Source organism: Microcoleus sp. MON2_D5 (assembly GCF_036701905.1).
Lineage (GTDB): Bacteria > Cyanobacteriota > Cyanobacteriia > Cyanobacteriales > Microcoleaceae > Microcoleus.
In genome coordinates, this window is sequence record NZ_JAUBRM010000041.1 from 48,853 (window position 1) to 62,930 (window position 14,078).

The 14,078-nt window shown below is 46.2% G+C and carries 15 protein-coding genes and 1 pseudogene; 8 read left to right on the forward strand and 8 right to left on the reverse strand.

The features are described from left to right. Positions 1–62 precede the first annotated feature (62 nt). Together QUA47_RS16695 and QUA47_RS16700 are read right to left on the reverse strand one after the other, a co-directional pair. A complete protein-coding gene (locus QUA47_RS16695; protein WP_333431569.1) occupies positions 63–707 on the reverse strand; it encodes a hypothetical protein in 645 nt (214 codons plus the stop codon). Positions 708–906: 199 nt separating this feature from the next. Continuing rightward, a complete protein-coding gene (locus tag QUA47_RS16700; RefSeq protein ID WP_333431570.1) occupies positions 907–2,568 on the reverse strand; it encodes a phospholipase D-like domain-containing protein in 1,662 nt (553 codons plus the stop codon). Between the two features lie 191 nt (positions 2,569–2,759). Here QUA47_RS16700 and QUA47_RS16705 point away from each other — a divergent pair, with 191 nt between their 5' ends. From QUA47_RS16705 to QUA47_RS16715, 3 genes are all read left to right on the forward strand, one after another. Beyond that, positions 2,760–3,161, forward strand: coding sequence for a DUF7682 family zinc-binding protein (locus QUA47_RS16705; RefSeq protein WP_006631653.1), 402 nt, complete (start codon positions 2,760–2,762; stop codon positions 3,159–3,161). A 78-nt stretch (positions 3,162–3,239) separates the two neighbouring features. Next, positions 3,240–4,430, forward strand: a complete 1,191-nt coding sequence (locus QUA47_RS16710) for a cysteine desulfurase family protein (protein ID WP_333431571.1) — start codon at positions 3,240–3,242, stop codon at positions 4,428–4,430. Between the two features lie 175 nt (positions 4,431–4,605). Continuing rightward, positions 4,606–5,631 (forward strand): tetratricopeptide repeat protein, encoded by a 1,026-nt coding sequence (locus QUA47_RS16715; protein ID WP_333431572.1) that lies wholly within the window; start codon positions 4,606–4,608, stop codon positions 5,629–5,631. 58 nt (positions 5,632–5,689) lie between these two features. On the opposite strand, the gene QUA47_RS16720 is transcribed toward QUA47_RS16715, so the two are convergent. Continuing rightward, a complete protein-coding gene (locus QUA47_RS16720; RefSeq protein ID WP_333431573.1) occupies positions 5,690–5,854 on the reverse strand; it encodes a hypothetical protein in 165 nt (54 codons plus the stop codon). A 342-nt stretch (positions 5,855–6,196) separates the two neighbouring features. On the opposite strand from QUA47_RS16720, the gene QUA47_RS16725 reads away from it, so the two are divergent. Then, positions 6,197–6,793 carry a hypothetical protein gene (locus QUA47_RS16725; RefSeq protein ID WP_333431574.1) on the forward strand — a complete coding sequence of 199 codons (597 nt, stop codon included), beginning with the start codon at positions 6,197–6,199 and terminating at the stop codon, positions 6,791–6,793. Positions 6,794–7,050: 257 nt separating this feature from the next. Then, entirely contained in the window at positions 7,051–7,455 is a 405-nt protein-coding gene (locus QUA47_RS16730; protein WP_333431575.1) for a hypothetical protein, read from the forward strand. 116 nt (positions 7,456–7,571) lie between these two features. Here the strand turns inward: QUA47_RS16730 and thiL are convergent, their stop codons facing one another. The 3 genes from thiL to QUA47_RS16745 all read right to left on the reverse strand — a co-directional run bounded on the left by thiL (position 7,572) and on the right by QUA47_RS16745 (position 10,520). Continuing rightward, positions 7,572–8,810 (reverse strand): thiamine-phosphate kinase, encoded by a 1,239-nt coding sequence (thiL, locus tag QUA47_RS16735; protein WP_333431576.1) that lies wholly within the window; start codon positions 8,808–8,810, stop codon positions 7,572–7,574. Between the two features lie 32 nt (positions 8,811–8,842). Then, on the reverse strand, positions 8,843–9,157 hold the full coding sequence (locus QUA47_RS16740; RefSeq protein ID WP_333431577.1) for a hypothetical protein: 315 nt from the start codon (positions 9,155–9,157) through the stop codon (positions 8,843–8,845). 238 nt (positions 9,158–9,395) lie between these two features. Then, positions 9,396–10,520 carry a peptidylprolyl isomerase gene (locus tag QUA47_RS16745; RefSeq protein WP_333431578.1) on the reverse strand — a complete coding sequence of 375 codons (1,125 nt, stop codon included), beginning with the start codon at positions 10,518–10,520 and terminating at the stop codon, positions 9,396–9,398. Positions 10,521–10,799: 279 nt separating this feature from the next. On the opposite strand from QUA47_RS16745, the gene efp reads away from it, so the two are divergent. From efp to QUA47_RS16760, 3 genes are all read left to right on the forward strand, one after another. After that, positions 10,800–11,357, forward strand: coding sequence for an elongation factor P (gene efp / locus QUA47_RS16750; RefSeq protein ID WP_190659475.1), 558 nt, complete (start codon positions 10,800–10,802; stop codon positions 11,355–11,357). A 199-nt stretch (positions 11,358–11,556) separates the two neighbouring features. After that, entirely contained in the window at positions 11,557–12,114 is a 558-nt protein-coding gene (gene accB, locus QUA47_RS16755; protein ID WP_333431579.1) for an acetyl-CoA carboxylase biotin carboxyl carrier protein, read from the forward strand. Positions 12,115–12,144: 30 nt separating this feature from the next. Next, positions 12,145–12,537, forward strand: a complete 393-nt coding sequence (locus tag QUA47_RS16760) for an ArsR/SmtB family transcription factor (protein WP_006631662.1) — start codon at positions 12,145–12,147, stop codon at positions 12,535–12,537. 108 nt (positions 12,538–12,645) lie between these two features. On the opposite strand, the gene QUA47_RS16765 is transcribed toward QUA47_RS16760, so the two are convergent. Together QUA47_RS16765 and QUA47_RS16770 are read right to left on the reverse strand one after the other, a co-directional pair. Then, complete coding sequence (locus QUA47_RS16765; RefSeq protein ID WP_333407972.1) at positions 12,646–13,416, reverse strand: GerMN domain-containing protein; 771 nt, start codon at positions 13,414–13,416, stop codon at positions 12,646–12,648. Between the two features lie 437 nt (positions 13,417–13,853). Next, positions 13,854–14,078, reverse strand: a pseudogene (locus QUA47_RS16770) (photosystem II q(b) protein); the annotation flags it as partial.

Consider the following 14,078-nt stretch of genomic DNA (forward strand, 5'->3'; position numbering starts at 1 on the left):
GTTTGTTATTCCTCTTTGTCTTCTGCTGTTAATTAAAAAAATAATTTTAGGGCAGAAAGTGATTACGGACAGCGACACTGTTGAACAGGAAAACACTCTCGTCTGCAACTTCTTTTTCTGCCTTTACGGTCGCGACAATCATAACTATTTCGACATTCTACCTTATGTTCACAAATTTGCTGACGGGGAAAAGTACCTAAGTTTTGTATAGAAACTTGAGCCGTAAGCGAACCTTGTTCTATAACTTGGTCATTTTCTTTGATTTCATAGAGAAAGTTATTTTCTCCCTCTAAAACCGAAAAAGTTCTTGTTTTGTGACTGTTACCCAACTTAAATCCAAAATCCTCGGAGAACTCACCTTTATTGTAACTTCTGTCTGTGTAGGGATAGGGGTTACTTTCCATGCCATCAGTCACATTTTTAATCATCACCCTCCTGTTAGGGGCGGGAGGAGTTTTGCTGGAGACAAATCGAGCGCTTTGCGAATCAGGCGTGATCACAGTACCGGCACAAGTACCTACATATTCAACGCGCTTAAATTGAATCAAATTAATATTAAAAGTGTTTTCGTTTTTGACCCTAAATTGTGCGTTGTTAGTCTGCTGAGCGCTGACTGTGAAAGCTGCTAGCGTCAAAAAAATTGCCCCCAGGAAAATAGCTAGAAATTTGATTTTTGGTCTTTCCGTAACAAATATGGCGTGTTTCATCTCTCTACCTCTAATGTAAATAGATAGCCTTTTGTTAACAAGTTATTATTTTAACTTGAGAGCAGATATGTTGTCAAAGTCGCTCGGATAGTTTTATAGTGAAGATTTGAGTCCTTGATGCTGAGTTGCGAAAGGAAAAACAGAAGTCCTGACTGCGGAATTTGTAGAGCCAGGAATGAAGTCCTGAGTATGAACTTAACTACCAAGTTACTCGATCGCGCCATCTATCTAAAATCTTGTCCCCGACTCCCTGTACCCGTGCCGCATCCTCCAAAGAGGTGAAAGGTTGCTGTTGCCGCGCTGTAATAATTCTCTCGGCTAACTTCGGACCAACCCCGGGCAAGGTTTCTAATTCTTCCTGACTGGCTGTATTTAAATTAACTAACTTTTTAGCAGCAATTTGAGGTTTGGCAGCCGCAGATTTTGATGCTGCTTGTAGTGAATCGCACTCTTTTTTCTTAGCATCAATTCTCTGTTTGATTCGGGCGGGAATTCCCAAGATGGCGCCTTTGTAAAGCCGATCGAACTCCCGCTCAAAATGGGCTGCAACTACGGGACTCTCGATCGCCAGCAGCGTCTCGTCATTCCCGTGATTTGCAGCCTCACTCCAGTTGTGAGAACCTGTAAGCACCGTTTTGCCGTCCACAACGCCGAATTTGTGGTGCAGGCGATCGCCCATTGGTAACAGCGGCACTCCCACCGTAGTCAGCGGCTTTCTCCAAGGGCGATTGTCAGTTTCTAACCCGCAATCTTGCATCAAAGTCGCCCCCATCATATCCAACCCTTCACTATAAGAGCGATAAATAAAATTAGAGTCAATTAAAGCTCGCACCGCAACTCCCCGGCTAGCTTCAATTTCCAAAGTATTTGACAACCGCTGAGCCGAAAATACAAACAGCGCCAAATTAACCGACTTTTTCGCACTACCCAAAGTTCGATTTATCAAACCGTTGGCGCTTTTTTCCCAAGGCAAAGTCGCAGCCGTCGGCGAAAATTGCACCCCAACTGTCGAATTCCCTACTCTTACTTTTTGCACTTGACGAAACGGCTTTTTGATGCCAAACTTGCTGTCCGGTTTGCCTTTGGGCCCGTCACCCCACATGATGTTAAATTCTTGAGTAAATAGTTGCGCTACTTGAGCATTTTCAATTTTCAGCAAATTGTTTGCATTGCCGCGACTTGCTGGTGTCTTGAAATCGCCATGTATATCGCTTGTGGTAAAATTAGCCGAAGTGACGATTACGGTTTTGCCGTCAATTACCACAAATTTGTGGTGCATCAAACCGCTGCCTTTACTGCCGTCAGCAGTATCGTCAATTACCGGAATACCCGCATCCTTGACAATTACCAAAGCATCATTTTGCTTGATTTCCTCGGCACTCAATTTACCGTCTTTATTGCGATCGGCAAGTTGCACAAATTCGGTATAACGATCGCGCTCTCTTTCGGGTAATTTCGCTAACTCGTGAGCTGTAAAATCGCTCCAAGGGCGACTATAGATATGTTCGACAATTAATCTCACTTTAATTCCCGATCGCTGTCGCTCGGCCAAAACCCTCGCAATACTGGGCAAGCGAAACTCCTGAACCGCTACATCTACCGTCGATCCAGCACTGGCGATCGCAACAGCGATCGACTTTTCTAAATCATCTCCAGGTCTAGTTTGCTGGCGGTAAGGCTCTGTATAACTCGAAGCGATCGACTGATTGAAGTATACTTGCAACAAGGGGTCTTGAGGCAATGGAGCCAGGCTGAGAGGTAAATTCTGCACGTCTTGCTTTGTTTGTCCGCAGCCCACCAGATTGAGCGCCACCAGCCCAGCACAACAGAAACCGACTAAATGATAATACAATACAGCCACAAAATTTTAAAAAAAATAGAGGTTATTAGCCGAACCACAGTTCAAAGCTATTGGATCGAGTAAAGTTACAACCTATTAAATTTATGCAAGGGAATAGATTTTACGTCTTGTAGAACTGCCTCGATGCCGGAAGCATCACTGGTAGGGTAGCAGCATTCAGGGGCGTGGGTCAAACCCGATACCGCTGCTTTATGGCTAAAAGAAAAACAATTTTTCCGTGCGGTCACAAAGGATATGGTAAAGCGTGCCATCGCTGCACGCAAGAGTTGGTGGCGCAGCAGCATTACGTTGAAGTGCTGGCAGAAAAACAAACCAAAAAACAAGAGAGGGAAGCATCATTTGCTAGAGATATCATCGATCTCAGAGGTCTGCCCGACCACGTAGTCACTAAAGCCCGGGCAATTATAGCAGCTTTGGGCGAAAATAAGAATTACAGAGATTTCGGCGGCAAACGCCTGCGTCATAACCGTTTGATAATCAGTATTCCTGTAACTCGCAACTACAGAATGCTTTGTGAAGATTGCGGCACTTTCTTAATTCCCCAAAAAGTTTTGTCGCACGAAGACTACAACGTCTGTAAACCAGGAAGTTAGTCATCCGTTATTGGTAGCCACTCACAACAGTCAGCAGTCAAGAGTCAACAGTCAACATTCATTAATTAGTTATTTATCATGCAAATTTACCTCGACTATAGCGCCACAACACCCGCACGCCCAGAAGCGATTCAAGCCATGCAAAAAGCCCTGACTCAGCAGTGGGGCAATCCTTCCAGCTTGCACGAGTGGGGACAAAGGGCGGCGACAGCTTTAGAATTAGCAAGAATGCAGGTTGCTAGCTTGATTAACGCGCTACCGGAATCGATGATTTTTACCAGTGGCGGCACTGAAGCGGACAATTTGGCAATTATGGGAATTGCGCGTCTTTATACAAAGCCGCAGCATATTATTATTTCCAGCGTAGAGCACTCTGCAGTAGCAGAACCGGCGCGACAACTCGAACAGTTGGGATGGGAAGTGACGCGCCTACCAGTGGATAAATTTGGGCGCATTCACCCTTTGGATTTGCAAGAGTCCCTGCGATCGAATACAGTTTTAATTTCAATCATTTATGGACAAAGCGAAGTTGGCACGCTGCAACCAATCGAGGCATTAGGACAAATTGCTCGCGATCGCAATATCATGTTTCATACCGATGCAGTTCAAGTTGCCGGCAAGCTGCAAATTGATGTGCAGAAACTGCCCGTAGACTTGCTTTCGGTTTCCAGTCACAAACTTTACGGGCCGCAAGGTGCAGGCGCGCTTTACGTGCGTCCGGGAGTAGAATTAGTGCCAATGTTGGGGGGCGGTGACCAAGAATTGAAACTGCGTTCCGGGACGCAAGCGCTGCCGGCAATCGTCGGTTTTGGGGTGGCGGCGGAGTTAGCATTGCAGGAAATAGATGTGGAAACGCCGAGGTTAATTGCATTGCGCGATCGACTTTTTGACCGATTATCCCACGTACCCAGTTTAGTACCAACTGGCGATCGATATTGTCGGCTGCCGCACCACGTAAGTTTTTGCATCGTCTCCCCTTCCGCCCGCCCTTACCAAAAGAGAGATACAGGGCGAATCACAGGCAAAACTCTGGTGCGGCAGCTAAATTTAGCAGGAATTGGCATTAGTTCCGGTTCTGCTTGTAGTAGTGGAAAACTAACTCCCAGTCCAATATTATTAGCAATGGGATATGACGAAATCGGCGCAGTTGGTGGAATTCGCTTAACTCTGGGACGAGAAACCACAGAAGCTGATATTGATTGGACAGTAATTGCGATCGAGCAAATTTTGGATAGATTAATGCCCAAGGTAGCATTGTGTAGGAATTAAAAAACTGGGCGGTTGAAGATTGGGCGGTTGGAAAACGCCGTCTTGTCTTCAGTCTGCTTGGCATGGACATCGTTTGTGTAGACGCGGTTTCAACCGCCGTCTGCATCTCGTACAACAAGCCCCAAAACCCACAACCATGCTACAATAAACCCGATATTATTCACAACTCCCCATAATGGAAGAAAGCCGCGCCCAAGCCTACCTAGAACTAATTCACACCCTGCTGAATTGCCCCAACGGCGAAGAACCGCAGATATTACAAGATAACTCAGAATTGTTGGATGTCTACTTTCTGGAAACTTGCGAGTTGGTAGCAGAAAAAATGGCACAGCAAGGAGGACAAAACGGCGCTAATTTCCTGCGGAATCTGATCGCTCAGCTAGCACAATTAATCGATATCAACGAGGGCGATAACTCCGAAGGTGAAAATCCCCAAGAGTATGCAAACTTTATTCTAGAATTATTGCAAGCAGCAGAAGATGATAGCAATAGCAATACAGCAGTAATTCACTCCATGCTAGCTGAACGAAAACATCTCCTAAATGCTCGTTTTTCGGATATTTTAGAGCAAGTAGTCGAGAGGTTAGTTGGTGGGGAAAATGCAAAAACTATTGATTCAATTGTCAGCCTCGTTGAAGACTTGAGCATTAATATTAGTAATTTTTCCGGTGGGAATAGAGCGGATAATATTGAAATTGCCCTTGCTGCTTATCAAGTTGTTTTAAATAATCGGCAACCCGGAAGCGAAAAGTTTGCTCAAACTCAAAACAACTTAGCTGCTGCCTACATTACCAGAATAAAGGGCTCGCGGGCCGAAAATGTGGAAATGGCGATCGCCCTTTATGGCGCTGTTTTAACAGTCTATACCCTTGAGGCTTTCCCGGAAGATTGGGCTAGGGCTCAAAATAACCTAGCTGCTGCTTACGCCAACAGAATCAACGGTTCGCGGGCGGAAAATATCGATCGCGCGATCGCATTTTTTGAGGCTGCTTTAACTGTTCGTACCCGCGAACAGTTTCCTGAAGATTGGGCAATGATTCAATATAACCTAGGTAATGCCTATAATGACAGAATCAACGGTTCGCGGGATGAAAATCTCGAAAAGGCGAGAGCGTTTTATGAAGCAGCTTTAACAGTATATACCCGTGAGGATTTCCCTGAATATTGGGCAATGATTCAAAAGAAGCTGGCTAATGCTTAAAGTGATGCAGCTTTAACAATCTCAGAAACCGGGTTTTTTCCGATATCTTCGCCTCCGATTAAATATCTTCGCAAAAACCCGGTTTCTCGTCACCACGCACCATCTCAGAAACCGCGTTTTTTCCGATATCTTCGCCTCTCACCAAAAATTCTCGCAAAAACCCGGTTTCTCGCCATTTGGAGAATTGGAAAACGGTCGATCGCTCCCTAGCACCTTTTGCCATAATTAGGCTAAAATAAATTCACTCGAATTATTAGTTTGTCATACCATTAATTGTGTAGGGGCGGGTTCGCCAACCATCTCTAATGAGTACCAACAATTGAAATAAACCCGCCCCCTCCCAACGACAATTTCCCGTGAAGCGAAGCTATCCCGTAGGGAATCGCACTTTCGGGAAAACCGGAAAACGACCGATCGCATTTGTAGGAAAATTGGAAACAAGCGATCGAATTTCTTGGGTTGGGAGGGGGCGGGTTTATGGGGATTGTTTGTGGGTATTAAAGATGGTTGGCGAACCCGCGCCTACAGCAATTATGCCAACGCTATTAACTTTTAACTATAACCTATGAATGAAAACCGCGATCGAGTCAACTCCGAAGGTGAAGATTCCCAAGAATATGCAAAATTTATTGGAGAATTATTGCAAGCAGAAGCAGCTAGCGATAGCGATATTAAAGTAATTTACCCGATACTAAAACAACGGCAACATCTCCTCAATGCCCGTTTTGCCGAGACTTTAAAGCAAGTAGGCCAGAATTTAATTGCCGAACATCCAGAAGCAATTGAGTTCATTGTCGCCCTAATTGAAAATTTGAGTATTCATATTAAAAACTTTCCCCGTGGCAGTAGAGCGAATAATATTGAAATTGCCATTACTGGTTATCAAATAGTTTTAAACAATCGGCAACCGGGAAGCGAAAAGTTTGCTCAAACTCCAAATAACCTAGCAGTTGCCTACAGTAACAGGATAAACGGTTCGCGGGCCGAAAATCTGGAACGGGCGATCGAGTTTTTTGAGGCAGCTTTAACTGTCTATACCCTTGAGGATTTCCCTGAAGATTGGGCAATGACTCAAAATAACCTAGCTAATGCCTACAGTAAGAGGATAAACGGTTCGCGGGCCGGAAATCTGGAACGGATGTTAATACAGATGAGTCTTTAACCTCTCTGAAAATCACACTCAAACAGTTACTTCGAGAAAGTTTTGATTATGAAAGACTATTAGAATATCGGGAAAATTTTAATAATACAATTAATATTCATGTTTACAATTATCAGGAAAAGCTGGATCAAATCTGTTATAAATGGCAAGCCTCAACCGAATATTTAACAACATTTAAGTTTTTTATTGATAAAACTTCTCCGTATTTTCAAAAACAAATTCAGGGTGATTTAGGCTATTTCAAACATGGCACTGATTTGATTAAGATTGCGGTGGATTTGGTGGCGGGGATTGTAGATATTGAACAAGCAGAAATCGATCGCTCCCTAGAAAGAACGATTCAAATACTCGGTACTGGATTAGGGGCTGGAGGCATTGTGGTGTCTGCGGTTGCGAATTATGTAGAGAGAGACATAGTGTTCAGAATACCTCAAAATGGCGATCGCATTCATCCGGCTGTAGCTAGTCTGTTGTGGAGTCTCTTGGCGGTAATCGTGGTTTCTGGATTGGTGGGCTTGATTAATGGTGCGTGGAAAATCAATCTGGACAGATGGTTTCGGCGTAAGTCTGAACCTCCGAGATTGTCCGATTCCCAAAGTTTACCAGTTAATGATATGTTACAGGAAGCCGCCGAAGTGCGATCGCCCACTGAACAAGAATAAAACTCAACCATTACCGTTAATAATATTTAACAGGAAGCGGAAGAGAGACTCGGCGGTTGAAACCGCGTCTATACAAACGATGTCCGCCGGACCCCGACTAAGAGATAAGAGAGAATTTAGAAATGTTGAAATCCTCGATCGAGCTTTAACCGAGTATCAGGGTAAATGCCGCTGCTATCAGTCAACCAGATATCGGTGCTATCCGTAGCGATTCCCACAATCGCAGCACCATTACCGATTTGTTCTACCAATAACTGAGCATTCGCGATCGGCAAAAACAGCACTAACTCGAAGTCTTCTCCGCCGTATAATGCCCAATCTAAAGCTTTTTCGGTTGATATGATTTCGCTGAAAATATTGGGAATTGGTATTTTTGTGCGATCGACTTTTGCGCCAACACCGCTAGCCCGACAAATTTGAATAATCGCGTCTGCTAAACCGTCGCTGCTGTCCATTCCGGCGATTGCAATTGAGGATTGAACCCCCCCCGGCCCCCCCTTGGTAAGGGGGGGATAATTGACCCCCCCCGGCCCCCCCTTGGTAAGGGGGGGATAATTGACCCCCCCCGGCCCCCCCTTGGTAAGGGGGGGAGAATTGAAATCTTGCTTCCCCCCCTTACCAAGGGGGGGACTGAGGGGGGGTTCCATCGCACCTGGAGAATTAAAATCTTGCTTCCCCCCCTTACCAAGGGGGGGACTGAGGGGGGGTTCCATCGCGCCTTCGGAACCTAATATTTCCCAAACAACCGGCAAAACATCGAGTCTCGGTTTAGGGCGCTGGTGAGCGAGAATTAAAGAAGCCCGATCGACTTCTGTAAGATTTTGTCCGAATTCTGGATTTAACAGCAATTCTAAGCCCGCGCGGGAGGCTCCGTGAACCCCAGTAGCGACAATCGCCCAGCCCGATCGCGCATTTGACCGACTAATGGTACGATCGCACTCAACTTGTCCGAAAGCAGTAATCGCCACCGTCACCACGGGCGATCGCACAACATCGCCACCGACGATCGGCGTATGATATTCTTGCAAGCAAGCCGTCATCCCCCGATAAAACTCTTCCACCCACTCCACAGCCGTATCCGCCGCCACAGCGAGGGCTACAGTCACCGCCAGAGGCTTTGCTCCCATAGCCGCGAGATCCGACAAATTCGCTGCTGCGGCGCGCCATCCTGCGTAATAAGGCCCCGTACTGCGATCGCTAAAATGCACTCCATCCACCAACATATCTGTAGTGATAGCAAGAGATTGGTTGGGAGTTGTAGCCATGACAGCGCAATCATCACCAACTATCTCTGCGGGGCAGAATTTTTGCAATATTCTTAAAAGGCCTTGTTCTCCGATCTCTTTAACTTTCATAATTGGGAATTAGTCGATCGCACTTTCTCACTTCACCATTCCTTACCCGAACTCGGCGGCAAGCGCAACCTAGGAAACCTATAAAAAGTATCCCCTTCATCATCTACCTCTAAAACCGCCGAAAAAATTTTAACTTGCCGAGTTAAATACTGCTGGGCAACTTCTGCCTCAACTCTAGCATTAGCAGCCAGTTGAATCAACGAAATTTGACTGTTTTGAGTTTCCAACAACTCATAAAAAGCCTCATCCAAACGCTGCTTTTGCTTGCTTTCATTCACATTTTTTACAATCAACAATCCTGTAAATCCGCCCAAACCTATTACCAATAAAAATTGTAAAATAGCCATATTCTCGATTTAATTCCTAATTTCAATAACGAAACTATAAAAATTATCTCTTCTTCCAGCCCGCTGAGACGGGATGTATCTGTGCAGAAGCGATTTCAATCTCCTTCACCATCCAGAAACGATTTCAATCGCAGTCACTATTGATTTTTTCAGCCCGCACAGGCGGGCTTTGTTTGTGTAAAAGCGATTTCAATCGCCGTCACTTTTGACAAGCAGCGATTTCAATCGCCGTCATTAATTAAACTTGAGGTCGCACCAAATTTTCGATTCCTTTAACTACCTTAGCAGATACAATCTTGTCTCCCTGCTTCAGTTGCTCCAAAACTTCTTTTCCTTCAATCATGTAACCAAAAACAGCATATCGCCCGTCCAACAAATTCAGACCGGCGGGCGTGAGTTCAGGCTCAAACAAGAAAAAGAAAAACTGAGAAGAAGCGCTATCAGGCTCAGTTTCTGTACGGGCCATTGCCACAGTACCGAAAGCAGAAAAAGGCAAAACAGGCTCGTCGCGATAACGGCCCGCATCTTCTAGAGTAATCCCGTAAATAGGTTCTTTTTCGTCCCTGACGAGCACTTCTAGCGGCACATTCCGGTATTTGCCAGTAGCTGGGTCAATAAAACCCTCTTCCTTGCCTTCGGGGTCTCCGGTTTGCAAAACGTAGGATTCTTCGGATCGAATAAACGGCAAACCGTCATAAAAACCTCGATCGACCAAATCGACAAAATTACCAGCCGTAACCGGGGCGCTGTAGCCGTCAACCACAACAGTAATTTCCCCTTTTTCAGTTTGTACAGCCACAGTAGCGCGCCCTTTCAGTTGAGGCAGATTAGCATACTTGGCCGGCACTTCAAAAGGAAACTTTGTCACCATCAACTCTTCGATTTCGCCTACCGAAGCCAGGATTGTGCCTTTCAAGTCAATCACTTTTTCCTTGTCTTTAGCCTCAACAGCCTTTTCCAGTTGAGCAATTCCGTTCTTGACTGCAGCAACTAGAGTTTCAGCTTCCGGCTTTTTGGTGTCGGGAATACTCTCTAAAAGGTCAGATTCCCGAAGGTTGAGAATCCTGGAAGCCTTGCTGACATCGCTGCTAATCGGCCCCCAACGTTTAGACCGTATGTGGTTGCCAATGTCTTCGAGACTAATTTGCAACTCTCGCACAGTCTGATTGTCAATAGGTAAAGCGAAGCGCAGCAGCGCCCGCCCGTCCGTAATCGCATTCCCTGCAGGCATACTGCTGCTGGGCCGTTTGGCATGGGAGACTGCACTGAAACTCAGGGAGAGAGTGAACAGCAAGAGCGCTAAAGCGACGGTTTTGACCCAGCGCTTGCACGTATCGATCGAGAAATTAGGCCAATGCAACATAACTTTAACTTTTATTGCCTCTATTATCTTCCCACAGCGCTGCCCGCCCTCTAAGCTGCTACCCATCTAAAGTGTCTGTTCCTTCGGCCCGGGAGGCAGTTACCCACTAACAACAGCGCCTTGCCCCCTGCCATTAACATTTCCGTACAGCACTTGCTCCCTTTGAACGGTAAAATAAAATGCCAATTGCTTTTTGATGCCGTCAGCTAGACTGCGGCTTTAACCTGACTGTAGTTCCCCCGTGCCCGCAAGGCGACGGGATTGCCCGCAAAAATTTATATGATCTCCAGTAACGACTTTCGACCAGGTGTTTCAATTGAATGGAATAACGGCGTGTGGCGGGTTATCGAATTCCTCCACGTCAAGCCAGGAAAAGGCTCGGCTTTCGTGCGGACAAAATTAAAAAACGTCCAAACCGGAAACGTAGTAGAACAAACCTTCCGGGCGGGCGAGACAATGCCTCAAGCCAACCTGGAAAAGAGCGTGATGCAACATACCTATAAAGAGGGCGACGAGCTCGTCTTTATGGATATGGAAACTTACGAGGAAAGTCGGCTCAGTGCTAAGCAAATAGGCGATCGTGTCAAGTACCTCACTGAAGGTATGGAAGTCAGCATCCTGCGCTGGAACGACCAAATCATGGAAGTGGAACTGCCCAACTCTGTTGTCTTGGAAGTGATACAAACCGATCCCGGAGTCAAAGGAGATACTGCCACTGGTGGCAGCAAACCCGCCATCCTCTCCACTGGCGCTCAGATTATGGTGCCTCTATTTATTTCCATTGGAGAACGGATTCGGATTGATACTCGTGAAGACAAGTACCTCGGCCGAGAGTAGAAACGAGGGAGGAAAAGGGAGTTTTTAGTTTTTAGTTTTGAGTTATGAGTTAAAGAAGTCCAAATTCAATACTCATCGCTCACAGCTTAAAAACTCTCCCTTTTGCCTCCAAAGTCGTTGATGCTCCTAGCTTCGCCTGATTCGGAATTTTCAATTTTCAATTTTCAATTTTCAATTCTCAATTACCCTTGAATCTGCTGTGCAACTAGACTTAAACCAGCTTTGTGACCTGCTAACTGTATTAGACAAAACTGGCATTTCGGAACTGACCTTAAAAAGTGGGGATATTGAACTGACAGTACGCAAAGGCATTGTGGCAAGTTCAGCAGGCACCTCTGCTGCGCTCCCTGCTGCCGTGGCGACTGTCACTCCGAGCGCGTTGGCCGCTGTTGCTAGCCCCACATTAGCGTCACCTGCTGCTGTTGACCAAAATTTAGCAGCGGATCTGGCTGCCCCTGTACCCGTCGCCCCTGTCGCCGTACCTGCTGCCGTACCTGCTTCTGTCGATACGAAATGGGTGCCAATTATCTCGCCGATGGTAGGAACCTTTTATCGCGCTGCTGCTCCTGACGAGCCGCCTTTTGTCAATGTGGGCGATCGCATCAAGGTCAATCAGACAGTCTGTATTATCGAAGCGATGAAGCTGATGAACGAGATCGATGCGGATGAAGTCTCCGGTCAAGTGATGGAAATTTTAGTTCAAAATGGCGAACCTGTCGAATACGGTCAAGTGTTGATGCGAATTAATCCGGATTGAAGGATTACTTTATTGTTATGGACAGAATAAATGCTAATATTTCCCGATCACTTCTCTCCGGTGAGTTTGATGAAGTCATCCCAGCCTGTCCCGCAAGAGGTTGTGCAACAAGTTGCTGAGTATTTCAGCATTTTGAGCGAACCCATGCGTTTACGAATTTTGAACTTGCTTCGCGACGGCGAAAAATGCGTGCAAGAATTGGTGGAAGCTACTCAAACGAGTCAAGCCAATGTTTCTAAGCACCTAAAACTCATGCTCCAAGCTGGTATCCTCACTCGCCGGAGTGAAGGAACTTCAGCTTATTATAAGGTGCAGGACGAGTTAATTTTTGAGCTGTGTAATATGGTGTGCGATCGGCTTGCCAGCAGGATCGAACAGCAAGCCCTACACTTTCGGGCATTTAGCCTAACTACGAAGCACTGAAAATTAGTTGCCAGTTCTCAGTCCTCAGTCATGAGTCATCAGTTATCAATTCCTACGATCGGCCTTCAGACCGATGACTAATGGCTTGTAACTAATGACTCATAATTACTAAAGGGGAAAATTTTTGTCAAAACTTTGGCGGGTACTCGGCTGAGCCACCTCCAAACCTTCGCCGCCTAAAAGTTCTAAAGGCTTCCCTTCCACCGAAATCCAAACCTTGGTATTCGGTTTTAAACTCGTAGCGGTATAGATAACTTGCCCTAACCGGCCAGTCATCGAATTGCTCCCTCCCCCCGAAGTAAATTCGGCTGACAAATCGACATAAACTCCGTCATTCTTAACACTCAAACCCCTGAGTTTTGTCCCCTTAGGAATTTCGCTAGAAACAGTTCCATCCTTCGGCCCGGCCAACAAACTGTTAAAAGCAGCTTGTAAAGCTGCATCAGGCTGGTCAGCTTGTTTGACAGCTACTTTCGTAGGAACTCCCTCAAATTTACCGCTGGCATCTTTAACCCAGTAGACTTGCACTGTCTGGACATCCGTCTGCGGCAAAGGCTTTGGCTGCGGCGACTTTGGGACTAGAGCCTGCGGCGTCTGAGCTTGAGGTGTCTGAACCTGTGGCGTCTGAACCTGTGGCGTCTGAACCTGTGGCACTTGTACAGGATTTGGAGGGGGTACGGGGATAACTACAGCAGGAGATTCCGCAGGGCTTGGGGACAGCGGCGGAGCGGTAGTTTGAGCAGAAGACTGCGTACCTGCGGGGGTTGGCGAACGGTTCGCGGTCCACCAGGCAATGCCCCCTCCCGCCAGTAAAGCCAACCCGCAAACACCAGCAATGACGGCTGTGGAGACGCGGCGTACTTCTTGTCCATCTTTCATAATACAAATTCTCCTTACAGATAGAGCGCTTGGGACGGTGAGGAGCGACTCCCGATCAGCTACATTTGTCTATGGTTAGATTCTGGAATTGACACAATTGCATTGCTGCTAGCGAACACTTTATAGCAAGCCCAACATATCCTGAATCCGACTATTGGAATCCTAGACCATCATATAAGATTTCGCCCGTGGAGTATGTCACAGTATCTCGATCGGCCTAGTGGCTATGTTCTATAGTAATCATAAAAAATTAAAGAATAAAGGAAGAAAAAAGAAGTAAAAAGGAAGAAGGAAAGCCACGAATGGATGTAAGGGAGGTAAGGGGGTAACGGATTTAAGGGATTTAAGGGATAGAAGCAGGTTTCTAAAAAAAATTTTCCCCAAACAAAAAGCGCCCCTATTTCTAGGAGCGCTTTTTATCAATCAAAAGCTAAAACTTAGCCGTTGATAGAAGGAGCAACCATTGCTACTGGAGTTGTTTCACCAGCAGCCAAGTCAAGCGGGAAGTTGTGAGCGTTGCGCTCGTGCATTACTTCCATACCCAAGTTAGCGCGGTTGATCACATCAGCCCAAGTATTGATAACGCGACCTTGAGAGTCGATAATCGATTGGTTGAAGTTGAAACCGTTCAAGTTGAAAGCCATCGTGGAGATACCCAAAGC

Excerpts from the sequence above, each read along its gene's own strand:
- QUA47_RS16695 (WP_333431569.1), bottom strand. The coding sequence starts at position 707 with ATGAAACACGCCATATTTGTTACGGAAAGACCAAAAATCAAATTTCTA.
- QUA47_RS16705 (WP_006631653.1), top strand. The coding sequence starts at position 2,760 with ATGGCTAAAAGAAAAACAATTTTTCCGTGCGGTCACAAAGGATATGGT.
- QUA47_RS16710 (WP_333431571.1), top strand. The coding sequence starts at position 3,240 with ATGCAAATTTACCTCGACTATAGCGCCACAACACCCGCACGCCCAGAA.
- QUA47_RS16715 (WP_333431572.1), top strand. The coding sequence starts at position 4,606 with ATGGAAGAAAGCCGCGCCCAAGCCTACCTAGAACTAATTCACACCCTG.
- QUA47_RS16720 (WP_333431573.1), bottom strand. The coding sequence starts at position 5,854 with ATGGCAAAAGGTGCTAGGGAGCGATCGACCGTTTTCCAATTCTCCAAA.
- QUA47_RS16725 (WP_333431574.1), top strand. The coding sequence starts at position 6,197 with ATGAATGAAAACCGCGATCGAGTCAACTCCGAAGGTGAAGATTCCCAA.
- thiL (WP_333431576.1), bottom strand. The coding sequence starts at position 8,810 with ATGAAAGTTAAAGAGATCGGAGAACAAGGCCTTTTAAGAATATTGCAA.
- QUA47_RS16740 (WP_333431577.1), bottom strand. The coding sequence starts at position 9,157 with ATGGCTATTTTACAATTTTTATTGGTAATAGGTTTGGGCGGATTTACA.
- QUA47_RS16745 (WP_333431578.1), bottom strand. The coding sequence starts at position 10,520 with ATGTTGCATTGGCCTAATTTCTCGATCGATACGTGCAAGCGCTGGGTC.
- efp (WP_190659475.1), top strand. The coding sequence starts at position 10,800 with ATGATCTCCAGTAACGACTTTCGACCAGGTGTTTCAATTGAATGGAAT.
- QUA47_RS16760 (WP_006631662.1), top strand. The coding sequence starts at position 12,145 with ATGCTAATATTTCCCGATCACTTCTCTCCGGTGAGTTTGATGAAGTCA.
- QUA47_RS16765 (WP_333407972.1), bottom strand. The coding sequence starts at position 13,416 with ATGAAAGATGGACAAGAAGTACGCCGCGTCTCCACAGCCGTCATTGCT.